The organism is Tenuibacillus multivorans (assembly GCF_900103915.1).
Lineage (GTDB): Bacteria > Bacillota > Bacilli > Bacillales > Alkalibacillaceae > Tenuibacillus > Tenuibacillus multivorans.
In genome coordinates this window covers 143,580-167,386 of sequence record NZ_FNIG01000003.1, presented here as the reverse complement: position 1 = coordinate 167,386, position 23,807 = coordinate 143,580, and the positions used below count along the sequence as shown (strand labels likewise).

Genomic DNA, 23,807 nt, shown 5'->3' with positions numbered 1-23,807 from the left:
CAGGGTATGTCACTTAAATCAATCACTATAAAACGGATAGGCTAAAGCTACATCATACAGCGTTAGACTCGGAGTGGATATCGAATGATCAGGATAAAAAGAAGAAATAGAGCGTTTAGAAAAAACGGTTTGATGAAGAGAATTCGAAAAATGAGGAAAAGATTTAGAAGGCGATTTTTTTAGCTGTGATGCTGATTTCTTTTATGATGGAGAAATCAGTGTTACATAATTTATTTGACAGACACACTTTCGTTAAATATAATAACGGCAGATAAATGATTTGAAATCGAAGAAGGAAATGAGTAGATGACAGTCCATTTCTAAGAGAGGTATTTCATTAGCTGAGAGAAATACTAGGTGAAGGGTCATTGAAGCTATTCTGGAGTGTGGTTAATACCCGCCGTCATACACCACGTTACGGTGTTGCGAGCAGATAAGCAACGAGTCGCTTATAATTAGGGTGGTACCGCGGATCCATCGTCCCTACACATATGATGTAGGGGCGTTTTTTATATTTGTTACAATTTATTTAATTAAAGGAGGCCCAAAGAATGACGCTCAAATCGGCTGAAGTTAGACAAATGTTTTTAGACTTTTTTAAAGAAAAAGGCCACGCAATAGAACCTAGCCAATCACTTGTCCCACAAGATGATCCAACCTTGCTATGGATTAATAGTGGTGTGGCAACACTAAAGAAATATTTTGATGGCCGTGTCATTCCAGATAATCCACGAATCGTAAACGCACAAAAATCGATTCGAACGAATGACATTGAAAATGTTGGCTTCACTGCACGCCACCATACATTTTTTGAAATGCTAGGGAACTTTTCAATCGGTGATTATTTTAAAGAAAAAGCGATTGAATGGGCGTGGGAGTTTTTAACGAGTGAACAATGGATCGGATTTGATCCTGAAAAATTATCTGTTACGGTTCACCCAGAGGACGAAGAAGCCTATCAAATTTGGCGAGACCAGGTTGGTGTACCTGAAGAGCGAATAATTCGGATTGAAGAGAACTTCTGGGATATAGGGGAAGGTCCGAGTGGTCCAAATACGGAGATTTTCTATGATCGCGGAGAAGCTTATGGTAATGACCCGAATGACCCAGAATTATATCCAGGTGGTGAAAACGAACGGTACTTAGAAATATGGAATTTAGTCTTTTCACAATTTAACCATAACCCAGATGATACTTATACACCGTTACCAAAGAAAAACATAGATACTGGTATGGGATTAGAACGAATGCTTTCAGTCATTCAAGATACACCTACTAATTTTGAGACTGATTTGTTTATGCCTATTATTAAACAAACCGAAGAGATTAGTGGTAAAACATATGGTGAAAATCAAGATAAAGATACAGCCTTTAAGGTGATTGCCGATCATGTTAGAACGGTATCATTTGCGATTGGTGATGGTGCCCTTCCATCGAATGAGGGAAGAGGATATGTTTTACGTCGCTTACTTAGACGAGCGGTACGCTTTGCGAAAGAACTTAATATCAATGAACCCTTTTTGTATCGATTGGTCGATCAAGTTGCTGAGATTATGAATGATTTTTATACAGAGGTTCAAGATAAAAAGGATTTCATCCAAAATGTTATTAAAACAGAAGAAGAACGCTTCCATGAAACATTACAAGAAGGACTTACGATTCTAGAAAAAGTGATGAATCAGGAAAAGCAAAAAGGCAGTCAGGTATTCCCCGGTCATGAAGTATTCACATTATATGATACGTACGGCTTTCCTAAAGAATTAACGGAAGAATATGTTCAGGCAGAAGGTTTTACCATTGATGAGGCTGGCTTTGAAGCGGAAATGAGTAAGCAACGAGAACGTGCCCGGGATGCTCGTCAAAAAGTTGATTCAATGCAAGTTCAAAGTGAAGTTTTCCAAAATATCCATCACGATAGTCTTTTTATTGGCTATGATCAATTATATACTGAAACAACAACTGAAGTATTAGTTGCTGATCAAAAATTAGTAGAAGAATTAAACTCGGGTGATATAGGATATGTTACTTTGAAAGAAACGCCGTTTTATGCTGAAAGTGGTGGACAGATTGCTGATAAAGGCGTCATAGAAACGGAAACGGGCCGCGCACATATTGTCGATGTTCAAAAGGCCCCTAACGGCCAAAATCTCCACCAGATTGAGGTTGAAGATGGTTCTATTTATCCGCAGCAAGCTGTCAAAGCATCAGTTTTCCGCCATTTTAGAAAACAAATTGTGAAAAATCATACTGCGACACACCTACTACATCAGGCTTTAAAAGATGTTCTAGGTGAACATGTTAATCAGGCAGGATCTCTTGTTGCACCAGATCGACTACGCTTTGACTTTTCTCACTTCAGTGCTGTAAGCCAAGAGGAACTACAGAAAATTGAAGAGATTGTCAATCAAAAAGTATGGGATTCAATTGATGTTGCAGCTAATCATCATACACTGGCTGAGGCTAAAGAAATGGGGGCGATGGCTTTATTCGGTGAAAAATATGGTGATGTTGTCCGTGTTGTCTCGATTGGAGATTACAGTATTGAGCTTTGCGGAGGCTGTCATGTGAATAACACCGCTGAAATCGGTTTATTTAAAATTGTAGCTGAATCCGGTATTGGAGCAGGCACGCGTCGTATTGAAGCACGAACAGGTCATGGTGCATACCAATATTATGAATCACGTGAAAATTTACTCCAAGAAGCGGCATCTCTATTAAAAACGAAGCCGGAACAAATTCCAAGTCGAATTGAGTCACTATATGATGAGATGAAGCAGCTTGAACGTGAAAATGAATCGTTAACCGCTAAAATTGCTAACTTTGAATCGGCTAATATGACAGAACAAGTTGAAACAGTTAATGGCGTTTCATTATTAGCATCCAAAGTCAACGTAACGGATATGAACGCTTTAAGGAATATGGTTGATGAGTTAAAACAACAATTAGATTCTGTTGTGATTTTACTAGCCATGGAGAAGGATGGAAAAGTACAATTAGCTTCAGGCGTTACAAAAGATTTAATCGACAAAGGATTACACGCAGGAAACTTAATTAAAGAGGCTGCAACGCGCTGCGGAGGCGGCGGAGGAGGCCGACCAGACATGGCTCAAGCTGGAGGTAAACAACCAGAGAACATCGATCAAGCAATAGAAGCTGCAAAAGAATATGTACAAACTGTTTTAACTTCATCCTAATTAAGTTTATAATAGGAATAGAAGTGAAACGAGGGGGTATGAAAGATGATGTCGAATGATCACACCATGAAGTTTCAGTTCAACGACGACTCACAAGAACAAAAAGTAAACGAAATATTACATTCAGTGTATCAATCATTAGAAGAGAAAGGGTACAATCCAATCAACCAAATTGTGGGATATTTACTTTCGGGTGATCCCGCTTACATCCCTCGTCATAACGATGCACGGCATTTAATTCGAAAAGTCGAGAGAGACGAAATCATCGAGGAAGTAGTCAAATATTATTTGAAATCGAATAAAGAGGCTTAATAATGAAAATATTAGGTTTAGATGTCGGAGAGAAAACAATTGGTGTTGCTGTCTCCGATGCGTTACATTTCACTGCTCAAGGCATCGAAACAATAAAATGGGATGAATCGGATTATCGTACAGCTCTTCCCAGGTTAAAAGAAATTATAGGTGAGCATGACATTAGTAAAATTGTTGTCGGTCTCCCAAAAAACATGAATGGTACAGAAGGTGAACGGGCCAATTCTTCCCGTGAATTTGCGAGCCATATGGAACATGAGTATGAATTACCAGTTGTGCTATGGGATGAACGGCTGACGACGATGGCTGCTGAACGTGTTTTATTAGAAGCGGATATGAGTCGTAAAAAAAGGAAAAAGGTCATCGATAAAATGGCGGCTGTGATGATTTTACAAAGTTATTTAGATGCCGGTCATTAATTAGGAGGTAATTGAATTGGATGAAAAAGAACGTATTATTATTCCAGATGAAAATGGTGAGGAACATCTATTTGATATTCTCTTCACCTTTGATGTTGATGAAACTCAAAAATCTTATTTAGTTGCGGTACCGGCAGAACAGGCTGAAGAAGAAGAACAAGAAGTCTTTGCATTCAGATTTGAAGAAAATGAAAATAATGAAGATGATTTAACCCTTTATCAAATTGATTCAGATGAAGAATGGGACATGATCGAAGAAATGCTCAATACATTTACTGAACAGGATGAGGAGTAATTAGTTAAAAAGAGGTGCACTTGGCACCTCTTTTATTTATCAGTCCTTTTGGGCTTCTTGCGCTCAGGTATTTTAGGTTTTTGATGGTGTTCAGTAATCTCTTCATTTAATTTTAAGGTAGAATCATCCAAATTGTTATTTAAGGCAGCTTCTTCATTTAATTTTTCTTCTTCCTTCATGACGATACTCCTCTCAAAATAAGAATGTAAGATTTATTTTATCCACTCACTCATAATAAATACTCTATCGTGCCTGAAGAAAAAGATAGAAAAATGATAGAAAATAATTTATAATATTACGGGAGTGGAAGGGGGAAATTCGGATGTCTTCCAATGAACATTCAAATTATAAATCACAACGTATTAAAGAGGCCAGTACGGCTCGTAAGATTATTATTGTTGTTTTGTCTATATTAACGCTTATCGTTGGTATTACGGCTTACAATGCTTATACATACATAAGTGAGGGCTTAAGTCCTGTCGATCCTAACGACAACACCATTATTGAGGTTGAAATACCACTTGGTTCAAGTGTCGATTTAATTGGACAAACACTTGAGGAGAAAAACATTATAAATGATAGTACCATTTTTAAGTATTATATTAAGTTTAAAAATGAGACAGGATTTCAAGCAGGCGAATATAAACTGTCTAAAAGCATGACATTAGATGAAATAATTGAGTCATTAAAAACAGGTAAAATTTTAGTTGATCCGTTATTTACTGTGACAATACCAGAGGGTTCAAGTATTGAGCAAATGGCGGCCATTTATGGCGAGACCACGTCAATTACAGAAGATGAGTTCATTGAGAAAATGAATGATGAAGAATATATAAACTCTCTTATTTCATTATATCCTGATTTACTATCGGATAGAATTCTACAAGAAGGTATTCGTTACCCGTTGGAAGGGTATTTATTCCCAGCGACGTATCCGTTTTATGAAGAAAATCCTACCGTCGAGCAAGTAGTTGAAATGATGCTTCAGCAAACTCGAGAGAGAATTCTTCCTTACATGCAAGATATTGCAAATAGTCAGGATATGAACGTTCATGATGTATTAACGATGGCATCTTTAATTGAGGAAGAGGCTGTTACTGAAATGGATCGTAATAAAATTTCAGGGGTATTTTATAATCGATTAAATAATGAAATGCCACTACAGACAGATCCAACTATATTATACGCTTTAGGCGAGCATAAGGATCGGGTGTTATATGAAGATTTAGAGGTAGAATCTCCGTATAACACTTATCAACACCCGGGGCTTCCGATTGGACCTATTGCCAACTTCCATGAAAATGCCTTGCAAGCAGCTCTTTATCCAGAGGAACACGATTATTTATACTTTGTTGCCGGGTATGATGGAAATGTTTATTATGCTGAGTCCTATGAGGAACATCAAGCTCTTATCCAAGAACACCGTCCACCAGAAGAGCAATAATTGAGCAATTGAATATGAGGGAATGCGTAAAATATTCGCATTCCCCCATTTTTTCATGGTAAAATAACTGAGTTGTTTTAAAGATTAACTGATTGGATGGAGTGTTACGTTCATGACCGATCAAACGAAAGAATATATCCGTCGACTATATCAAGAGAATCATCCATTAATTCTCGAGATGGAGAATTATGCTAAGGAGAACCATATCCCGATTATGGAAAAGGACGGAATTGAATTTTTAAAGCAATTAATTAGATTACATCGTCCGAAACATGTTTTGGAGATAGGCGCAGCAATTGGCTATTCAGCGATTCAAATGGCGATGGCTGATTCCAATGTCAACATTACAACCGTTGAAAAGGATTCAGAACGGTTTAAAGAAGCCCAAAAAAATGTAAAATTAGCTGGATTAGATAGGCGTATTAATATTGTATTTGCTGATGCCAATGATTTTTTAGAAAGTATGAATGAACAATTTGATTTTGCTTTTATTGATGCGGCCAAAGGGCAATATCGACATTATGTTGAAAAAATAGACCCTTATCTAAACCGTGGAGGCTTAATAGTTATTGACAATGTTTTATTTAAGGGTTATGTTTCTAAAGAAGTCCAAGAACGTGAACGCCTAATTAAATTAGGAGAAAAAATCGATTATTTTAATCAATGGCTTATGAAGCACCCCAATTACCAGACAACTATAGTTGCAACTGGAGATGGCGTAGCTATAGCATTAAAGAGGTGAACATCGTGGTTAAGCAAAAACCCATCATTATCGGAGTAGCGGGTGGTACAGGTTCTGGTAAAACAACTGTTACACGTTCTATTTGTGATCATTTTAAAAACACGTCTGTTCTAATGATAGAACAGGATTTTTATTATAAAGATCAATCTCATATGCCTTTTGAAGAACGACTACAAACGAATTATGACCATCCACTTGCTTTTGATAATGATTTATTAGTTGAACATCTAGAAACCTTAAAAAACGGAAAACCAATTGAAAAACCAGTTTATAATTATGAGATGCATACACGTTCAGACGAGACAATTTACACCGAACCAAAAGAAGTTATTATTTTAGAAGGAATTTTGGTCCTTGAAGACGAAAGATTACGTAATATGATGGATATCAAGGTTTTCGTTGATACCGATGCTGATATTCGTATTATCAGACGAATGATGAGAGATATTAATGAAAGAGGTCGAACACTAGAATCGGTCATAAATCAATATATTAGCGTTGTTCGTCCGATGCATCTTCAATTTGTCGAACCAGCTAAGCGTTATGCTGACGTCATTATTCCAGAAGGCGGTCAGAATCATGTCGCTGTGGATTTATTGACAACAAAAATTGAAAGTATTATTAATCAACATTAAACATAATTATACTCAAGATGAACTAATCTTTTAAAAACTGATAACGGAAATAATCAAAGGAGTGTTAGTATTATGGCTCAAGAAAAAAGCTATTATATGACGGAAGAAGGTCTAGAAAAATTACAGCAAGAATTAGAGGAATTAAAAACAGTTCGTCGACCTGAAGTTGTTGAACGTATTAAGGTGGCTAGAAGTTTCGGTGATTTATCCGAGAACTCTGAGTATGATGCGGCTAAGGATGAACAAGCATTTGTGGAATCACGAGTTGCACAGGTTGAACAAATGATTCGTAACGCTGTTATCATTGAAAATAATCAAGAAAGTTCTGATATAGTACAATTGGGTAAACATGTTAAATTTATTGAGTTACCAGATGGTGATGAGGAAGAATATCAAATTGTCGGTAGTGCAGAGGCTGACCCATTTGAAGGTCGTATTTCAAATGACTCGCCTATGGCACAGAGTTTATTAGGTAAAAAGGTGGGTGAACAGGTTTCCGTTCAAACGCCTGGTGGTGAAATAGAAGTAAAAATAGTTGAAGTTTCGTAATTGATTCCATATCTTGTCCTACACGATGTTGTGTAGGACATACTATTATTGAATCATATAGGTCAAAAGGGGTGTAGTTCGATGAGTTATGATTCTTTTGGATCAAGATCTGATCGTTACCAAAAGCGTAGGAAAAATACAAAAATGATTAATACATTAATTGTGATTGCTATTTTACTCATTGCTTTCCTAATCGGAATGTATGTATTTGGTGGTGATGATGGGGAGGAACAAGGCCAAACGGATACACCTAATGCAGAATCACAAGACAATACGAATGAAGATGAATCACCAAATGAAAACAATGAAGAGGATCTAAACGAAGAAGAAGAAAATATGGATCAAGATGAATCACCACAAAGTGATGACAATACAGATACTGAAGAGACCAATGAAGATGAGACTAATAATGAAGAAGAACCGACTGAACCTGAGAATAGTGAAGAGGTTCAAGAGGTGATTGACGGTGAATGGGCACCTTACCCAACAGAGCAGGAAGAACCACATACGATTGAATTTTCTGATGGTTCACAGGACCGAACAGAAATGGAAATGGCGATTTCCGAAGCTATTGATATTCCAAGAGATAATTTAATCTATTGGTGGCTAGAAAGTGGAGGTGTACCTGATCGAATTATTGGGTACGTAGAAGATACGACCAATCAGGAATATTATAGAGTTTATCTTCGTTGGATTACGAATGAAGGCTGGCAACCTCAGCGAGCTGAAGTATTATACGAAAACTTAGGAAAACAAAAATTAGAAGAGAATAGTCAAGATTAAGTGAGGTAACAGTATATGAAATATGGAATCATCGGTGCAATGGAAGAAGAAATTCAATGGCTATTATCTAAAATGGACGTTCAACAAGAATACAACATAGCAAACCGAAAATTTTATGAAGGTAAAATCGCGGATCAAGAAGTGGTACTATTGCAATCAGGTATTGGGAAGGTTAATGCCGCATTAACAACAGCTATTTTACACGAAACATTCAAACCTGATTTTGTGATTAACACAGGGTCAGCTGGTGGAACGGATCCCAATTTAAATGTCGGTGATATAGTTGTCGGGTACAAAATTGTTCATCATGATGCTGATGCAACTGCATTTGGTTATGAGTATGGTCAGATCCCGCAGATGCCAAAACACTTTCAGTCCAATGATGATTTAATTAAGGTATCAAAAAAGGCGATTCAACAAGTAGACGATTCGATTCAAGTTGTTGAAGGGATGATTGGAACAGGGGATTCGTTTATGTCTGATCATAAACGTGTTTCAAACGTGTTAGAACGGATACCTGAAGTAAAAGCCTTGGAAATGGAAGCCGCAGCCATTGCCCAAGTAAGCTATCAATACGACACACCGTTTATCATTATACGGTCACTCTCAGATATTGCTGGTAGAGATTCAGATGTATCGTTTGAACAATACTTAGAAAAAGCTGCGAAAAATAGTGCTAATCTAATTGTGAACATGCTTGAACTAACTTCTTAAACATAAAGGCTACTTATATAAATAATATAAGTAGCCTTCTTTATTTATAAAAATAGTAACTTCCTAGGATTAGGAGCAATAGTAAGGCGACAATTAATATACTATATGCAATGCCATTATTTTTAGGTGGATACGGATAGTAAGGAATTGGAGCAGTATATGGAACGTCATAATAAGGGGGATACATATACATCTAACTCACTCCAGTTTATGATCGTATTACATTTTATGCTGGGCTTTTAATAGTGGTTAGATGAATGCCTATGTTTACGATATTAAGTCTCAGGATTTTTTTTATTTTTTTCATCACGATAGAAAGCATGAAACATCTTCATGAGTGCACGTTTTTCAATTCTAGACACATAACTTCTCGATATGTTTAACTCTTTGGCAATTTCGCGTTGGGTGAGTTCATCTTTTTCATTTAATCCATAGCGTTTTACAATGACTTCCTTTTCCCTTTCATCTAACAAATTGATGTAGCTGAACACCTTTTGGATTTCCATTGAAGTCTGGATTTTTTCAACTAAATCAGGCTGATCAGATTTAAGAATATCAATTAAACTGATTTCATTCCCTTCCTTATCCTGACCTATTGGATCCTGTAAGGACATATCCTTATTACTCTTCTTAGACGATCTTAAGTACATGAGAATCTCATTATCAATACACCGTGCGACGTAAGTAGCGAGTTTCGTCCCTCTCTCACTCGAAAAGCTTTCAACACCTTTAATTAATCCAATTGTACCAATAGAAATTAAATCTTCTTGGTCTTCTTTGTTGTTCTCATATTTTTTTGCAATATGAGCGACGAGACGGAGGTTATGTTCGATTAGCTTATTTCTAGCTTCGATATCCCCGTTTTCCCACCGACGTAGATATTCTTTTTCTTCATCTCGACTTAATGGTTGAGGAAAAGCGTGACCCTTGACGTATGAAGCAAAAAAGTAAAGGTTCTCAAAAAATACCGTGATTAATTTAATTAGAGTGTACATTAATAAACCAACCCCACGTCACAAAATTATAGGTAAATGCCTATATTAAAATGTATGTTGTTATAGGGGATTAAGTGCGTGTACACCCTAAAAAGCGATTAAATGCCTATTTAATTTTGATAAAATGAACAAACTTAAGATTCCTCACAGAAGGGACACCCCCGTAATTAAACTATAAAAAAGCTGATTCAACTTTATGAATCAGCTTAATCTTTTCTCTTAATTTGCTTTTTCTTCTTCTTCTTTTAATTCATCTCGAATACTGTGCTTCCATAATTCAACGCCTGTATTATGGGCGGCTCTTGAAATCATATGACCACTAACTGGCGCTGTAATGAGGATAAAAATGATTCCCAAAAGTAATTTACCACTAATAATACCGTTTTCGATGTAAAGAAATAAAAATGCACCTAATAATACGCCTGCAACACCTAGTGTAGCTGATTTCGTTGCAGCGTGTAATCGTGTATAAATATCAGGAAAACGCAAGATACCGATTGAACCTGAAAGTGCTAGGAAGGTGCCACAAAGCAATAATATACTAATGATTATGTCGATCAATGATAACACCCTTTTCTATAAATTTCGCGGTGGCAATGGTCCCAATAAATAATAATATACCAATTAGCAGCACGACATCATTTAATTTATCAGTAACCAACCCGATTGCTGCAAGTCCTGTAAAGGCCATCATATTAGCACCTATCGTATCAATAGCAACAGCTCTATCAGCATTGGATGGTCCTATAAATGCTCTAATAACGAGTAGAAAAATGGATATAGCAATACCAATGAAGCATATAACAAGAACGATACTTAACATCTGACTCCCAAATTCATCAAGCATTATCGTGTCACCTCCATAATGGCTCGTTCAAAGGTGTTTTTAATATCATTAATCGATTCTTCAACATCTGGCATATCCATGGCATGGATGTAAATTTTTGTGTAATCATCAGAAACAGCCACAGAAAGGGTACCAGGTGTTAATGAGATTAAATTAGCCAATAAGGTAATTTCCCAATTCGACCTTAATTCTGTCGGTAAAGCAAAAATACCTGGCTGGACATTTAATTTAGGTTGATAAGCGATTTTAACCACTGACCAAGTGGATAGGATGAGTTCTTTTATAAATAACAAAATTAAGCTAATTACTTTAAAGAAACGTAACAAATAATACGAATCAGGTACAAAGCGTCTTAAAAAGAAAAGTAACGCCATGCCAATTAAATAACCTGTGAAAAATGTGAGAAAATCGTATGTTTCTTTTAGAAACATCCATAAAATTGCTATAAGAATATTTAAAATGATTTGTAAGGCCATGAATTATTACCCCTTTAAAACAGAAGAGATATATTCTGTTCGATCTAATAGATAATTTGATATTGTCTCAACATAAGGCAGTACATACTCCGCACATACACCGAGGAATATCGATAAAGCAATTAAGAAAACAGCTGGAATGGTTAACGCATGAACTTTTCGAGGATTAGTCGTCATACCTTCCATTTTTTCACCCCAAAATCCTCGAACGAATATGCGCATCATCGATAATAAAATAAGTAAGCTGGATAATAAAGCAATTATCGTTAATAAAACCTCGCCTTGACCTAAGGAACCTTGTAACAGTAGCAACTTGCCAATAAAACCACTAAATGGTGGAATACCCGCAAGCACTAATGATCCAATGAAAAATAGCCAACCGAGAAGAGGGAAGCGTTGAATGACACCACTCATCTTAGAAAGATCCTTCGTGCCTGCAGCTACAACAAGTGCTCCTATGAGAAGGAAAAGTGCTGCTTTGATAATCATATCGTGAATTAAATAATAAGTAGAACCAGCTAAACCTTCTTCGGAATATAACCCAATCCCCATTAAAATAAAACCAATTGCTGGAATAATGTTATATGTAATGATTAGTTTTACATTATTCGTTGAAAGCGCTCCAATTACACCAAAAATCATCGTTAACATGGCCAACCATATAAATAATTGATGGGTTATGCCTGTGTCTTGAACAAAAATTAGTGTGTATACACGGAAAATGGAATAAATTCCGACCTTCGTTAATAAAGCACCAAATAAAGCAGAAACAACTGGATTTGGTACGACATATGAGTTAGGTAGCCAATAATACAACGGAAAGATCGCGGCTTTTACAGCGAATACAAAGAAAAGTAAGATACCTACTGCTGTCAAAATACCCTGTTGTTCAGCAGGAACAGCTTCAACTCGTTCTGCAATATGTGCCATATTAAGCGTGCCTACTAGCGAATAAATAAAGGCCACCGTCGTTACGAACAGCATAGATGAAAACACATTAATAAGAACATATTTTAATGATTCTCTTAATTGAACTTTCCCATTACCGAGTACGATTAGGCCGTATGAAGCCATCAGTAACACTTCAAAGAATACGAAAAGGTTAAATAGATCACCTGTTAAAAATGCACCAGAAATCCCTGATATGAGTAAGAAAAAGAACGTATAAAAGTAAAACATTTCTTGTTTATCTGATAGTGAGTACGGTGCATAGAAAACAGCTGCAGTTGCGATAATATAAGTTGTTAAAACAAGTAGAATCGAAAGATAGTCAGCTATAAAAGTTATGCCAAACGGTGCATCCCATCCACCACCTTGAAGAGTGATAGGTCCATTTGCGAATACCTTCCAAAAAATATATCCGACGATAATTAGGAAAACGACAGTAAAGATTTGTGATAGTTTTCGAACGATATTCAGTTTTTTGGGAATAAAAGCAACAATAACACTTGCTAATAGTGGTAGTATGATCGGTAGTATTGCTAAGTTATTCATTCTCTGCCCCTCTCAATTCTTCCATATTATCCGTCTTGTTAAGTTTATAAGCTCGGTAAGCTAGAACTAATAATAGACTTGTCACACCAAAACTAATAACAATTGAAGTTAATATAAGGGCTTGAGGAAGGGGGTCTGCATAATTCGCAACCCCTTCATCTAAGACCGGTGGTGCCCCGCGTTTTAATTTACCCATAGTTAAAATAAACAAATGCGCTCCGTGAGAAAGGAGAGCTGTACCGATAATAATTCTTAAAAATTGTTTCTGTAATAAATTATAAACTGCTGTTGCAAAAAGGATGGAAGCTAATATGATCATGATAATTTCCATTTATTTCGCCCCCTTATCCTGGCGGAGTTTGATCAAGCCGAAAACGGCAAGGGCTGCTCCAAATAGAACGGCAATTTCAAACAAGGTATCAATACCCCTAAAATCAACTAAAATGACGTTTACGACGTTATCACCACCGCCTAATTTATAAGCGTTGTCCGTAAAGTATGTGGAGATGGTTTCTGCAAAGCGACTATTATATGCTGTCATACCAATCACCATCATGAGTAGACCGTAAGCAATAGAGACGACTATATTGCTTCCTTTATACACAATCGAGCTTGTATCTTTTGTAAGGTTTGGTAAGTGATAAAAACAGAGTAAAAATAGGACAACAGTAACCGTTTCTACAATTAGCTGTGTAAGGGCCAAGTCTGGTGCACTATATAAAACGAATAATAGGGATAATCCATATCCGACGACCCCTAAAATTAATATGGCTGCAATACGGTTTTTGGCAATCGATGCCCCGATAGCCGCAACTGCCATTATAATGGAAATAATGACCTCTGCCGCCGAAATAGATGACACATCACTTATTTCAAAATCACTTCCATTTGTGAAAAGAATAGTTCCAGCCGTAATAAGAATGATTGTGCCCACAATTAAGGTTATATACAAACGTAAAGAACCGGTCATATAAAAGGTAGTAATTTTATTGGAAGCCGATTCAATCTTCTCAACGATCCAATCATAAACTCGGTTCAGATTTAAACGACCTGGGAAGTAGTTGTAAATCGAATCCCATTTTTTCTTCGTTAAATATAGAAGCAATCCTACGCCAACAACGATTAATGACATTTGAAACGCTCTGCTGTTCCATCCATGCCAGAATTTTATATCTTTCGTAACGTCAGCTCCATATACAGCATCAGCTGAATGGGTTATTAATGCTTGGTTAAAGAAGTTGGGGAATAACCCGATCACAATGACACCTATAACGAGTATCATTGGAGGGACAAGCATCATAAAAGGAGCTTCATGCGGTTCTTTAGGCAGTTCATTTTCTTTATATTTACCTCTAAATGTTCCAAAAAATAAGTACATGGAATAAATGAACGTAAAAATACTACCTACGACAGCAATAATCGGTATCGCTGTTACTAAACCTTCAACGAAGCTACCAGAATAACCACCTAAACCTAAGCTTGATTCAAAAAACATTTCCTTACTATAGAACCCATTTAGAAACGGTAATGGTACACCTGCCATTGAGAATGTTCCAAATAACGCTAAAGTTGCTGACATTGGCATAAATGTCATTAAACCACCAAGTTTACGAATATCTCGACTACCCGTTTCATGATCCACGATACCTGCTATCATAAAAAGACTGCCTTTAAATGTGGCGTGGTTTAAAATATGAAAGACTGCTGCAAATACAGCATAAGATGTTCCAAAACCAAGCATTGCCATAATCATGCCGAGTTGACTAATGGTTGAGAAGGCTAGAATACCTTTAAGGTCGGTTTGTCTTACGGCCATATAAGAAGCCCAAGCTAATGTGATTAATCCAAATAGACTTAATAGAATGAAGAAAATAGGTACCTCAGAGAAAATGGGTGAAAAACGGGCCATTAAGTAAATCCCTGCTTTAACCATTGTTGCTGAATGTAAGTAAGCACTTACAGGTGTCGGCGCTTCCATTGCATCCGGTAACCAAATATGAAATGGGAACTGAGCTGATTTAGTAAAAGCACCTAGTAATAAGAAAACTAGAATCAAAAGAAAGTAAGGGCTGTTAACAATGACATCAGCTTGTTCAACCATTCCTCTAATACTTGTTGTTCCTGTCTCGATTGTAAGTAAGATTAATCCACCTAATAAGCTGAATCCACCGAATACTGTAATCAGCATTGATTTTAAAGCACCGTAACGTGATCTCTCACGGTAATGCCAATAACCGATTAATAGGAAGGAGGATAAAGAAGTGAATTCCCAAAACGTATATAGGACAAAGACGTTATCTGAAAGAACAACACCTAGCATGGAGGACATGAAAATAAATAAATATGTATAAAAGTGCCCAATTTGTTCCTCTTTATCAAGATAATAAATCGAATATAAAACAACTAAAGCACCAATACCACTTATTAATAATGCAAATAATAAGCTAAGTCCATCTAAATAAAAGTCGATTGAAATATTTAAAGATGGGATCCAGTCGACCGTTGCAATGGACGTTTTAAAATCGGATCCAACGAATTGTAGGAAGTACACAAAAATAAGTAATGGTACAGGGAGTATGAGCCATCCCGTATGTATTTTATGTTTTAAACGACTCAGGAAAGGGATTATGATTGCAAAGATAAGTGGTGCAAATACGGCATAGACCATATGTATGTTTCCTTCCTTTCATTATGTAAAATAAGCTAGTAAATACAGTAACATTATAACGATAATTATTAATAAATGAAATGAAAAAGAATTGAACAAATATTACATAAAAAAACTGACACAATGAAGTGCCAGTTTAGATTGGGGCCACCTATTTATCTCTAAGACGATTCTTTTAAGTGTTCGTTAAGTCCACGTCTAATTAATTCTTCTTCAATTAATTTAATGAAATCGTGGTTCAAATCTAATTCTCTCGCTTTATTATAAGATTCGACCAGCAGTTGATTGGATAAATGTTCCATATTCGCCCTAGCCTAAAATTGGCTCGCACCTCCTTGAAAGTCGTCCACTTTGTAACAGTTATTATCCTACCATTAATCGAAAGTTTAAACAACACAATTTTGTTGTTGATAACTTGTGAATAACTTGTTAATATTTATCAAAAATAATCGTGAAAATATTGTTACTATAGTGTGTATAATGTTGATAAAATTATCCACAGGTTGAAAAATGAGAGTATTTGTCGAACGATTTTCAACATATCTTAACGATATTTACAATATTATGGTCTTTTAATATTGTTTCATTTAACAAAAATTTCTTTGAAACATTCTATCGAATTGTTTATGATGAGAAATAGCTAATGCTATGTAGAGGTGAATAACTTGCTAAACATTTTTCTACCAAATGATCACGTTAAAACGGTACAAGAAATTACACCAGAATTTTTGAAACAAAAAGGAATTCGAGGCGTTATAACCGATTTAGATAATACATTAGTTGCTTGGGATCAGCCCGATGCAACACCTGAAGTCATAGAATGGTTTAAACAACTTAAACAAGCTGGTATTGAGGTGACGATTATTTCTAATAATACAGAAGATCGTGTTGCCTCATTTTCAGTTCCATTAAATATCCCTTTTATATCAAAGGCAAGAAAACCAATGCAAACGGCTTTTAATCGTGCAAAGAAGACAATGGGTTTACCAAAGAGTCAAATCGTTGTCGTCGGAGACCAACTCTTAACCGATGTATTTGGAGGAAATCGTGCAAAATTATATACCATTTTAGTTGTTCCAATTGTACAAACAGATGGTTTTATGACACGCTTTAATCGAAAAATAGAAAGACGTCTACTAAAATATTTTAAAAGTAAGGGTAAACTTCATTGGGAGGAATAGTATGGAGTATATAATCTGTCAAGGCTGTGGGGCCACAATTCAAACAGAAGATGAAACGAAGGCAGGTTACGCTCCAAAATCTGCTCTTGAACGTGAAGAGGTCATATGCAAACGCTGCTTTAGGCTTAAACATTATAATGAAGTTCAAGATGTAGACATGGATGCGGACGATTTTTTAAATATGTTACATGAGATAGGTCACCATGATGGACTAATCGTCTATATCGTTGACTTATTTGATGTTCATGGCAGCTTCATTCAAGGACTGCACCGATTTGTAGGGCGTAATCCAATCGTTCTAGTTGGTAACAAGGTTGATTTATTACCGAAATCTACAAATTTAAATAAAATCAAACATTGGATGTTTAGAGTTGCTAAAGATTTTGGATTAAAAGTTAAAGATATACATTTAGTCAGTGCTGACAAAGGAATTGGTATGAAAGAGACTGCCTTTGACCTAGAACGCTTCAGGCAAGGAAAAGACACATTTGTTGTCGGAAGTACCAATGTAGGAAAATCAACGTTTATCAATTATTTGATACAACATTCTACAGATGAAGAAGAAGTGATCACGACATCTTATTTTCCAGGAACGACACTTGGTTTTATCGACATTCCTTTAGATGAAACATCATCGATGATTGATACACCAGGTATTATTAATCATCATCAAATGGCGCATTACTTATCGGATAAAGATTTAAAGGCAATCACACCTAAAAAGGAAGTCAAACCTAGAGTTTTTCAATTAACAGAGGGACAAACCTTATATATTGGTGGCTTGGTACGTTTTGATATAGATGTGGCGGATGAAAAAAATGGTTATGTGTGTTATTTTGCAAATGAATTAAACATTCACAGGACTAAACGTGTAAAAGCCGATGAGCTATATGAAAACCATTTAGGTGAACTGTTATCACCGCCAACTGATGAAACTTTAAAAAATTGGCCGGGATTAGAACAGGAGTCTTTTCGTATTAATGGAGGTAAAACAGATGTTGTCTTTTCAGGCTTAGGTTGGATTACGATCCCAGAAGGCACTACATCAATTACCGTTCATGCACCTAAAGGAGTAAAAGTCATGCTTCGCGAAGCCATTATTTAGGGGGAATAGAATGTACCGGTTCGGGCTGATTGGCAATCCGGTCCACCATTCGCAATCACCTCAAATACATCAAAAATTTTTAGATATGATTCAAGCTCATGGAACCTATGAATTGATTGAGGTGAATGAGGAAGACCTGGGTGAACAAATACGAGCATTTAGAAATGGAAGGTTGGATGGATGTAACGTAACGGTACCTTACAAAACGGAAGTCATCCCTTTTTTAGACGAATTAGATGATTTAGCCGTAAAATTACAATCCGTTAATACCATCAAAAGAAAAGGAAATCGATTAATTGGTTATAATACAGATGGAATAGGTTATTTGGAATCACTTAAGCAAGCCTATCCTAACTTTTATCATGAGTTATCTCAAAAAAGAATTTTAATATTAGGAGCTGGCGGTGCAGCGCGGGGTATTTACTACAGTCTACAGATGATGAATCCTAAACAAATCGACGTTGCTAACCGAACGTTAGAAAAAGCAGAAGTTTTAAGTGATGGTTATTCTAATAGTCAATCATTATCATTATCTGATGCAGAACGTCATTTATCACGATATGATTTCGTGATTCAAACGACGACGACTGGAATGTCACCATACGAAGGAGATAAGATTATTTCCTTATCAAATCTTAAGTGTCCTTCTATTGTGAGTGATATTGTTTATAAGCCTAAATGGACTAAGTTATTACGAGAGGCAAATCAGATCGGAGCCGACTTATTGTTCGGTGAAACAATGTTGTGGTATCAAGCCGCGTTAGCATTTGAAATTTGGACAGGTCATTCCATTAAACCTTTTACAAAAATGATGTAAGACAAGAAAGGAGTTTTTCATTGCTTACAGGCAAACAAAAGAGATTTCTTAGAAAAGAAGCGCACCATATGAATCCAATATTTCAGGTTGGTAAAGATGGGGTTAACGAAAATATGATTCATCAAATTAATGAAGCACTTGAAAAAAGGGAGCTGTTAAAGGTTAGTATTCTACAAAATTGTTTTGAGGATAAGCGGAGTGTAGCTGACCAGCTCGTTAACGGTACTGGTGCTGAATTAGTTCAAATCATTGGGAATATTATAGTACTATATAAAGAATCTGAAGAAAATAAAAAACTTGAACTTCCATAAAAGGGTGACATGATGGAGAAGATTGGTCTATTTGGGGGAACGTTTGATCCACCTCATATCGGACATGTTAAGTTAGCTGAAACGGTTCTTCGTGCATTGGAATTAGATGAGGTTTGGTTTATACCGACTTACCAACCACCACATAAACAAAACGCAGCGGCTGATCCTAATTCACGGTTAGAAATGTTGCGGTTAATTCTTAAGGATCAAGAGAACTTTAATATTTCAACCATCGAGTATGAATTAAAAGGAAAGTCATACACCTATCACACCATGGTCAAATTAAAAGAACAATACCCAAGTGCACAGTTTTATTTTATTATAGGTGGTGACATGGTTGACTATTTACCCAACTGGTATCGGATTCAGGACTTAAAGAAAGTTGTTAAGTTCGTTGGGGTTACGCGTAAGGAGTATGAAGATGTACGGGATGAAAATGTGTTAATGGTTGAAATGGAAGACATGCCCATTTCATCAACAGAAATTAGACATCAATTAAAAAAAGGGAACCAACCAGAGGGTTTATCAGAGGACGTTTTGCAATATATAAGGGAGAATCATTTATATGAAAATTGAAGAGGCATTAGAGGAATCTAAAAAGGTTCTAAATTCAAAACGATTTGAACATGTTGAACGTGTTACGGATACCGCTTTTGATTTAGCGGAACGTTTTCAGGGGAATCAACAACAAGTTGGTTTAGCAGCTGCCTTACACGATTATGCGAAAGATATGGAATTATCAATTCTAAAGGATTGGATTATCGCTCATCATGACATTTCTAAGGACTTATTAGCATATCACCATGAATTATGGCATGGACCGGTGGGTGCAAAAATGGCTGAGAAGCTTTTTTTAATTAAGGATGATACTATACAAAATGCTATTTATTGGCATACGACCGGGCGAAAGGGTATGACAAAGACTGAAAAAATTGTGTTTTTAGCCGATTATATCGAGCCAGGTCGCGACTTCCCTGCTGTTTATCAAGCAAGGGAAATCGCTAAAGAAGGACTTAATCAAGCTTGTCACTATGCTTTGACTAATTCGATTCATTTTTTAATGAGTAGACAGCAGCCTATTTATCCTGCGACTTTTCAAGCATATAATGATTTTACAAAGCGATTGTTAAAATAAAAATGGAGGTTTGTCAATGGACAGTAACGAACTTTTACAAATCGCAGCTGAGGCCTGTGATGATAAACGAGCTGAGAATATTGTGGCATTAGATATGCGCGAGGTTTCATTAATTGCGGATTATTTTTTAATATGTCACGGGTCTAATGAAAGACAAGTCGATGCGATTAGTAAAGGCATCAAAGATTCAGTTGAAGAAAAAGGATATCAAGTTAAGAAAATAGAGGGAAGAGATCATTCGCGTTGGGTATTAGTGGACTTAGAATATGTTGTGGTTCATATCTTCCATAAAGATGAAAGAGAATATTATAACCTTGAAAAACTCTGGGGAGATGCTGATCGCGTAACTATAAATATATAACCTTGCTGGAGTTGAAAGAATGTATAACAAAATGGCTGAAGTCTATGATGAACTTATGCGTGATGCCCCATATGATAAATGGCTTAACTTTACCAATAGGATAATTCGAGATATACCTGGTCAAAATGTGTTAGAAATTGGTTGCGGAACAGGTGAAATAGCCATTCGCTTAGCCAATGAAGGATATGAGGTAAACGCATTCGATCTCTCTGATCAGATGATTGAAATCGCTCAGAAAAAAACAAAGTGCGTTATAGGTAAAACTAATTTTTTTCAAGCGGATATTACTCAATTAAAATTAAATCAAAGGTTTGATTTAGCGATTAGCTATTGTGACGTATTTAACTATCTGGTTACGGTGGAAGATTTAAAACAAGCCCTTGCCAATACTTATTATCATTTGAATGAACAGGGTGTTTTTATATTTGATGTTCATAGCCAAGCCTATGTTGATTGGCTCGTTGAACAAGGTATGTTCTCTGAAATTCGGGAGGACATTAGCTATATCTGGCTTTGTGAGCCTGGAGATCATTTTGGAGAAATATTTCATGATTTAACCTTTTTTATTCAAAAAGACGGTGAATTGTACGAAAGACAAGATGAATGGCATGTGCAACGGACTCATTCTGTTCAACATTATAAACAGCTGTTAAAAGATATAGGTTTTAAAAAAATCAACGTTTACTTTGATTTTACTTTCAATATAAAACAAAAAAATGAAGAAGATGCAGACCGGATCTTCTTCGTCTGCTATAAGTAATATAAGTAATATAATGAGGCTAGGACGACAATATCTAGAGGGAGATGAAGGCGAACCATATCATCTCATATAATTGAAAATGAACGAAGTCAAAATGCGAAGACGCCTCGTCGACTAAAAACGGCCACGTCCTGCGCCTGCGGTTACTCGACGCAAACTTACGCAAGGATGTAACGCAAGTAGCATTTGTGGCCAACGCCGACACTTGAACATCCAGTTCTTCGCGGTGACAGCACGAGTCTCGAGACCCCGCAGGCAGCGCTTTTCTGCCGAGGAGGCTTGAGCCGTGCCCGCGGCAAGCGAAGCTTTTTGACGTAGTGAATAACATCTGAACTAATTCATGAATAATTGAATCTAGTTCGGATTTTATGTTTTTAATAAAGTTTTGTCTCAGCCCCATTTTTGCTTTGTCTTCATATTGCTTTTTCTTGAAAAATTGAATAAAATAATAATCAGACAAGCTATTTAACATTAATTTGATTAACAAGCTCATCGATATTATCTTTTTCATGATAGAATTTGTTATGTGTAGCGTTAAACACATCAGTAAAAATATCGTTATACGATTGCTCTAAAGCTTTCATACCTTCCCCAGTAATCCCACCTTTGACCATCACTTTTTCTTTTAAGGACGTAAAATTATAAATATTGTCTTCAAACAGTTTTCCAAAGCCAATGATCATCTGTTCAACTAATGTCGTGGCTTGATCTTTTGGGATACCCGTTTTTTGTTGTGCTGCTTGAATCATATCTTCAAGAAGAAAGCTGAGAAATGCGGGACCACAGGAAACGATATCTGAAGCAATTCTGACGTGCTGTTCTTCAATTTCAACAGGTGTCGAAAATAATTTACAGCTTTGTAATAATACCTCTTTTTTATCTTGATCATAACCTTCAGGGAATGTTAGTAATGTAACCCCACTTAGAGCTCGATTGGTAATACTCGGAATCATACGGGCAACAGAGCATGGCAGGATGCTATCCAAATTTTCAACAGATACGGAACTTGTGATGGAAACGACAAATTGTTCTGGTTTAACAATTGGTTTTATTTTTTTGGCAATTTCTACAATTTGCTTAGGCTTAGCACAAAGTAATATGATATCGCAATCCTTAGCTAGTGTTTCAACCGTTTGAACAACATGAACGTCAGGATAGTTTTCCTTTAAGGTATAAGCTTTCATGAAGGTTCTGTTATATAAATACATATTCTTTTGTGGCACAGCTTGGCTGGAGGTAAGGGCATGAAGTAAAACATTACCCATATTTCCTGTTCCAATAATTCCCCAATTCATGAGTGTACCCCCTTTTAAAAATTATAGTTGATAGACGATAATTACGAACTCACAATATGTATATGAAAGAAGGTTTAAATCATGCCTGTTAATAAAATGTGGTTGTCGATTCCTATTGCATGTATCATGTTGATATTAATTGTTTTGGCTTGGCCTAAATCTCAAAATGATATGGTGATAGAGGAAGATATTCGCCAAAATCTTGCCTTAAACTCTGAAGAAGAACCGATTGTTGAAAGTCAGACCATTTTTATCGATATTAAAGGAGAGGTTATAGATCCAGGTGTATACGAAATGACAGAAGGTGATCGTGTCATTGATGCCATTACACTAGCAGGTGGTTTTAAAGGTGACGCAGACCAAAACAGTGTTAATTTAGCTCAGCTTCTTCGAGATGAAATGGTCATTTTTGTTCCGAAAATCGGAGAAAAAACAATCGAACCAAGTAGCCTAGTTGATGATGGCAAGGTTCGAATTAATACAGCGACTAAGGATGAATTAGTGACGATTCCAGGCATTGGCGAACAAAAGGCCACTAGAATCATTGAATATCGTGAAGCTCATGGACCTTTTAGCCAAAATGAAGATCTATTAAATATCAGTGGAATCGGCGAAAAAACATTAGAAAATATTGCAGAATATATCATTGTCCCTTAAGATTAATGATTAATTACAGTTACTTTAAATACAGGAGGTCAAACAATGGAGCGTATTTCTTGGGATCAATATTTTATGTCACAAAGTCAATTATTAGCGTTACGCAGCACTTGTGAGCGTTTAGCAGTAGGCGCCACAATTGTGAGAGAAAAACGGGTTATTGCAGGTGGTTATAATGGTAGCGTATCTGGTAGTGTTCATTGTATAGATGAAGGTTGTAAGGTAATAGATGGTCATTGTGTCAGAACGATACATGCTGAAATCAATGCCATATTACAGTGCGCTAAATTCGGCGTCCCAACTGAGGGTGCGGAAATATATGTCACCCATTTTCCCTGCTTAAATTGTACGAAAACAATTATTCAAAGTGGTATAAAGAAGATATACTATGCCCATGATTATAAAAATCATCCTTATGCGATTGAATTACTAAAAGAATCAGGGGTTGAGTTCGAACAGGTTGAACTGGATTATTTACATATTGATACGAATACAAAGGATAAGATGTACTTTATATCGACACTACTACAAAGATTAGAGGATAAAGGAATGGACAATGAGGAATTGAAACAATTAAAACAAGAGGCAAACCAATTATTTATGAATGTCGAGTAAGTG

General features: G+C 36.3%; 31 protein-coding genes. 20 read left to right on the top strand and 11 right to left on the bottom strand.

Going from position 1 to position 23,807, the window contains the following annotated elements; translation table 11 throughout:
- The first annotated feature begins 551 nt into the window (after nucleotides 1–551).
- From alaS to BLP77_RS05785, 4 genes are read left to right on the top strand one after another with little or no spacing between them, the layout of a single operon-like run.
- Nucleotides 552–3,194 carry an alanine--tRNA ligase gene (gene alaS / locus BLP77_RS05800; RefSeq protein WP_093856177.1) on the top strand — a complete coding sequence of 881 codons (2,643 nt, stop codon included), beginning with the start codon at nucleotides 552–554 and terminating at the stop codon, nucleotides 3,192–3,194.
- Nucleotides 3,195–3,239: 45 nt separating this feature from the next.
- Entirely contained in the window at nucleotides 3,240–3,506 is a 267-nt protein-coding gene (locus tag BLP77_RS05795; RefSeq protein ID WP_093856176.1) for an IreB family regulatory phosphoprotein, read from the top strand.
- A gap of 2 nt (nucleotides 3,507–3,508) precedes the next feature.
- A complete protein-coding gene (gene ruvX / locus BLP77_RS05790) occupies nucleotides 3,509–3,925 on the top strand; it encodes a Holliday junction resolvase RuvX (RefSeq protein WP_093856175.1) in 417 nt (138 codons plus the stop codon).
- Nucleotides 3,926–3,935: 10 nt separating this feature from the next.
- Nucleotides 3,936–4,220: a DUF1292 domain-containing protein gene (locus tag BLP77_RS05785; protein ID WP_093856174.1), complete on the top strand. Its 285-nt coding sequence runs from the start codon at nucleotides 3,936–3,938 to the stop codon at nucleotides 4,218–4,220.
- 32 nt (nucleotides 4,221–4,252) lie between these two features.
- Here the strand turns inward: BLP77_RS05785 and BLP77_RS15785 are convergent, their stop codons facing one another.
- Complete coding sequence (locus BLP77_RS15785) at nucleotides 4,253–4,399, bottom strand: hypothetical protein (protein WP_176752974.1); 147 nt, start codon at nucleotides 4,397–4,399, stop codon at nucleotides 4,253–4,255.
- A 143-nt stretch (nucleotides 4,400–4,542) separates the two neighbouring features.
- Here BLP77_RS15785 and mltG point away from each other — a divergent pair, with 143 nt between their 5' ends.
- The 6 genes from mltG (at nucleotide 4,543) to BLP77_RS05755 (ending at nucleotide 9,087) form a co-directional block, all read left to right on the top strand.
- On the top strand, nucleotides 4,543–5,664 hold the full coding sequence (gene mltG, locus BLP77_RS05780) for an endolytic transglycosylase MltG (protein ID WP_093856173.1): 1,122 nt from the start codon (nucleotides 4,543–4,545) through the stop codon (nucleotides 5,662–5,664).
- A gap of 112 nt (nucleotides 5,665–5,776) precedes the next feature.
- On the top strand, nucleotides 5,777–6,406 hold the full coding sequence (locus BLP77_RS05775) for an O-methyltransferase (protein ID WP_093856172.1): 630 nt from the start codon (nucleotides 5,777–5,779) through the stop codon (nucleotides 6,404–6,406).
- Between the two features lie 5 nt (nucleotides 6,407–6,411).
- Complete coding sequence (udk, locus tag BLP77_RS05770) at nucleotides 6,412–7,041, top strand: uridine kinase (RefSeq protein ID WP_245686814.1); 630 nt, start codon at nucleotides 6,412–6,414, stop codon at nucleotides 7,039–7,041.
- Nucleotides 7,042–7,113: 72 nt separating this feature from the next.
- Nucleotides 7,114–7,590, top strand: coding sequence for a transcription elongation factor GreA (greA, locus tag BLP77_RS05765; RefSeq protein WP_093856170.1), 477 nt, complete (start codon nucleotides 7,114–7,116; stop codon nucleotides 7,588–7,590).
- Between the two features lie 81 nt (nucleotides 7,591–7,671).
- Nucleotides 7,672–8,373: a YrrS family protein gene (locus tag BLP77_RS05760; protein ID WP_093856169.1), complete on the top strand. Its 702-nt coding sequence runs from the start codon at nucleotides 7,672–7,674 to the stop codon at nucleotides 8,371–8,373.
- Nucleotides 8,374–8,388: 15 nt separating this feature from the next.
- Complete coding sequence (locus tag BLP77_RS05755) at nucleotides 8,389–9,087, top strand: 5'-methylthioadenosine/adenosylhomocysteine nucleosidase (RefSeq protein ID WP_093856168.1); 699 nt, start codon at nucleotides 8,389–8,391, stop codon at nucleotides 9,085–9,087.
- Between the two features lie 275 nt (nucleotides 9,088–9,362).
- On the opposite strand, the gene sigK is transcribed toward BLP77_RS05755, so the two are convergent.
- From sigK to sda, 8 genes are all read right to left on the bottom strand, one after another.
- A complete protein-coding gene (gene sigK, locus BLP77_RS05750; RefSeq protein ID WP_093856167.1) occupies nucleotides 9,363–10,082 on the bottom strand; it encodes an RNA polymerase sporulation sigma factor SigK in 720 nt (239 codons plus the stop codon).
- A gap of 219 nt (nucleotides 10,083–10,301) precedes the next feature.
- The gene (mnhG, locus tag BLP77_RS05745) at nucleotides 10,302–10,643 is read right to left on the bottom strand and encodes a monovalent cation/H(+) antiporter subunit G (protein WP_176752973.1); all 342 of its coding nucleotides are present in this window, start codon (nucleotides 10,641–10,643) and stop codon (nucleotides 10,302–10,304) included.
- A complete protein-coding gene (locus tag BLP77_RS05740) occupies nucleotides 10,624–10,929 on the bottom strand; it encodes a monovalent cation/H+ antiporter complex subunit F (protein WP_093856165.1) in 306 nt (101 codons plus the stop codon). Before BLP77_RS05740 ends, mnhG begins: the two co-directional genes overlap by 20 nt.
- A complete protein-coding gene (locus tag BLP77_RS05735) occupies nucleotides 10,929–11,405 on the bottom strand; it encodes a Na+/H+ antiporter subunit E (RefSeq protein ID WP_093856164.1) in 477 nt (158 codons plus the stop codon). The genes BLP77_RS05740 and BLP77_RS05735 overlap by 1 nt, the downstream gene beginning before the upstream one ends.
- A gap of 6 nt (nucleotides 11,406–11,411) precedes the next feature.
- Entirely contained in the window at nucleotides 11,412–12,899 is a 1,488-nt protein-coding gene (locus BLP77_RS05730; protein ID WP_093856163.1) for a Na+/H+ antiporter subunit D, read from the bottom strand.
- Complete coding sequence (locus BLP77_RS05725) at nucleotides 12,892–13,230, bottom strand: Na(+)/H(+) antiporter subunit C (RefSeq protein ID WP_093856162.1); 339 nt, start codon at nucleotides 13,228–13,230, stop codon at nucleotides 12,892–12,894. The genes BLP77_RS05730 and BLP77_RS05725 overlap by 8 nt, the downstream gene beginning before the upstream one ends.
- Nucleotides 13,231–15,567: a Na+/H+ antiporter subunit A gene (locus BLP77_RS05720; protein WP_093856161.1), complete on the bottom strand. Its 2,337-nt coding sequence runs from the start codon at nucleotides 15,565–15,567 to the stop codon at nucleotides 13,231–13,233.
- Nucleotides 15,568–15,728: 161 nt separating this feature from the next.
- A complete protein-coding gene (gene sda / locus BLP77_RS05715; protein WP_093856160.1) occupies nucleotides 15,729–15,869 on the bottom strand; it encodes a sporulation histidine kinase inhibitor Sda in 141 nt (46 codons plus the stop codon).
- Nucleotides 15,870–16,232: 363 nt separating this feature from the next.
- On the opposite strand from sda, the gene BLP77_RS05710 reads away from it, so the two are divergent.
- Genes BLP77_RS05710 through BLP77_RS05675 form a run of 8 tightly spaced genes read left to right on the top strand, consistent with a single transcriptional unit; the run spans nucleotide 16,233 to nucleotide 21,237 of the window.
- A complete protein-coding gene (locus tag BLP77_RS05710; RefSeq protein WP_093856159.1) occupies nucleotides 16,233–16,748 on the top strand; it encodes a YqeG family HAD IIIA-type phosphatase in 516 nt (171 codons plus the stop codon).
- Between the two features lies 1 nt (nucleotide 16,749).
- A complete protein-coding gene (gene yqeH / locus BLP77_RS05705) occupies nucleotides 16,750–17,853 on the top strand; it encodes a ribosome biogenesis GTPase YqeH (RefSeq protein ID WP_093856158.1) in 1,104 nt (367 codons plus the stop codon).
- Nucleotides 17,854–17,863: 10 nt separating this feature from the next.
- The gene (aroE, locus tag BLP77_RS05700; protein ID WP_093856157.1) at nucleotides 17,864–18,670 is read left to right on the top strand and encodes a shikimate dehydrogenase; all 807 of its coding nucleotides are present in this window, start codon (nucleotides 17,864–17,866) and stop codon (nucleotides 18,668–18,670) included.
- 20 nt (nucleotides 18,671–18,690) lie between these two features.
- Nucleotides 18,691–18,981: a ribosome assembly RNA-binding protein YhbY gene (gene yhbY / locus BLP77_RS05695; RefSeq protein ID WP_093856156.1), complete on the top strand. Its 291-nt coding sequence runs from the start codon at nucleotides 18,691–18,693 to the stop codon at nucleotides 18,979–18,981.
- Nucleotides 18,982–18,993: 12 nt separating this feature from the next.
- Entirely contained in the window at nucleotides 18,994–19,557 is a 564-nt protein-coding gene (locus BLP77_RS05690) for a nicotinate-nucleotide adenylyltransferase (protein ID WP_093856155.1), read from the top strand.
- Nucleotides 19,547–20,116, top strand: a complete 570-nt coding sequence (gene yqeK / locus BLP77_RS05685) for a bis(5'-nucleosyl)-tetraphosphatase (symmetrical) YqeK (protein WP_093856154.1) — start codon at nucleotides 19,547–19,549, stop codon at nucleotides 20,114–20,116. Before BLP77_RS05690 ends, yqeK begins: the two co-directional genes overlap by 11 nt.
- 16 nt (nucleotides 20,117–20,132) lie before the next feature.
- The gene (gene rsfS, locus BLP77_RS05680; protein ID WP_093856153.1) at nucleotides 20,133–20,477 is read left to right on the top strand and encodes a ribosome silencing factor; all 345 of its coding nucleotides are present in this window, start codon (nucleotides 20,133–20,135) and stop codon (nucleotides 20,475–20,477) included.
- A 19-nt stretch (nucleotides 20,478–20,496) separates the two neighbouring features.
- Complete coding sequence (locus tag BLP77_RS05675) at nucleotides 20,497–21,237, top strand: class I SAM-dependent DNA methyltransferase (protein ID WP_093856152.1); 741 nt, start codon at nucleotides 20,497–20,499, stop codon at nucleotides 21,235–21,237.
- Between the two features lie 34 nt (nucleotides 21,238–21,271).
- Here the strand turns inward: BLP77_RS05675 and BLP77_RS05670 are convergent, their stop codons facing one another.
- Both BLP77_RS05670 and comER read right to left on the bottom strand, forming a co-directional pair.
- Entirely contained in the window at nucleotides 21,272–21,730 is a 459-nt protein-coding gene (locus BLP77_RS05670; protein ID WP_093856151.1) for a hypothetical protein, read from the bottom strand.
- Entirely contained in the window at nucleotides 21,699–22,532 is an 834-nt protein-coding gene (gene comER / locus BLP77_RS05665; RefSeq protein ID WP_093856150.1) for a late competence protein ComER, read from the bottom strand. The genes BLP77_RS05670 and comER overlap by 32 nt, the downstream gene beginning before the upstream one ends.
- A gap of 81 nt (nucleotides 22,533–22,613) precedes the next feature.
- Here comER and BLP77_RS05660 point away from each other — a divergent pair, with 81 nt between their 5' ends.
- Entirely contained in the window at nucleotides 22,614–23,189 is a 576-nt protein-coding gene (locus BLP77_RS05660) for a helix-hairpin-helix domain-containing protein (protein WP_093856149.1), read from the top strand.
- Between the two features lie 45 nt (nucleotides 23,190–23,234).
- A complete protein-coding gene (locus BLP77_RS05655) occupies nucleotides 23,235–23,804 on the top strand; it encodes a ComE operon protein 2 (RefSeq protein ID WP_093856148.1) in 570 nt (189 codons plus the stop codon).
- Nucleotides 23,805–23,807 lie beyond the last annotated feature (3 nt).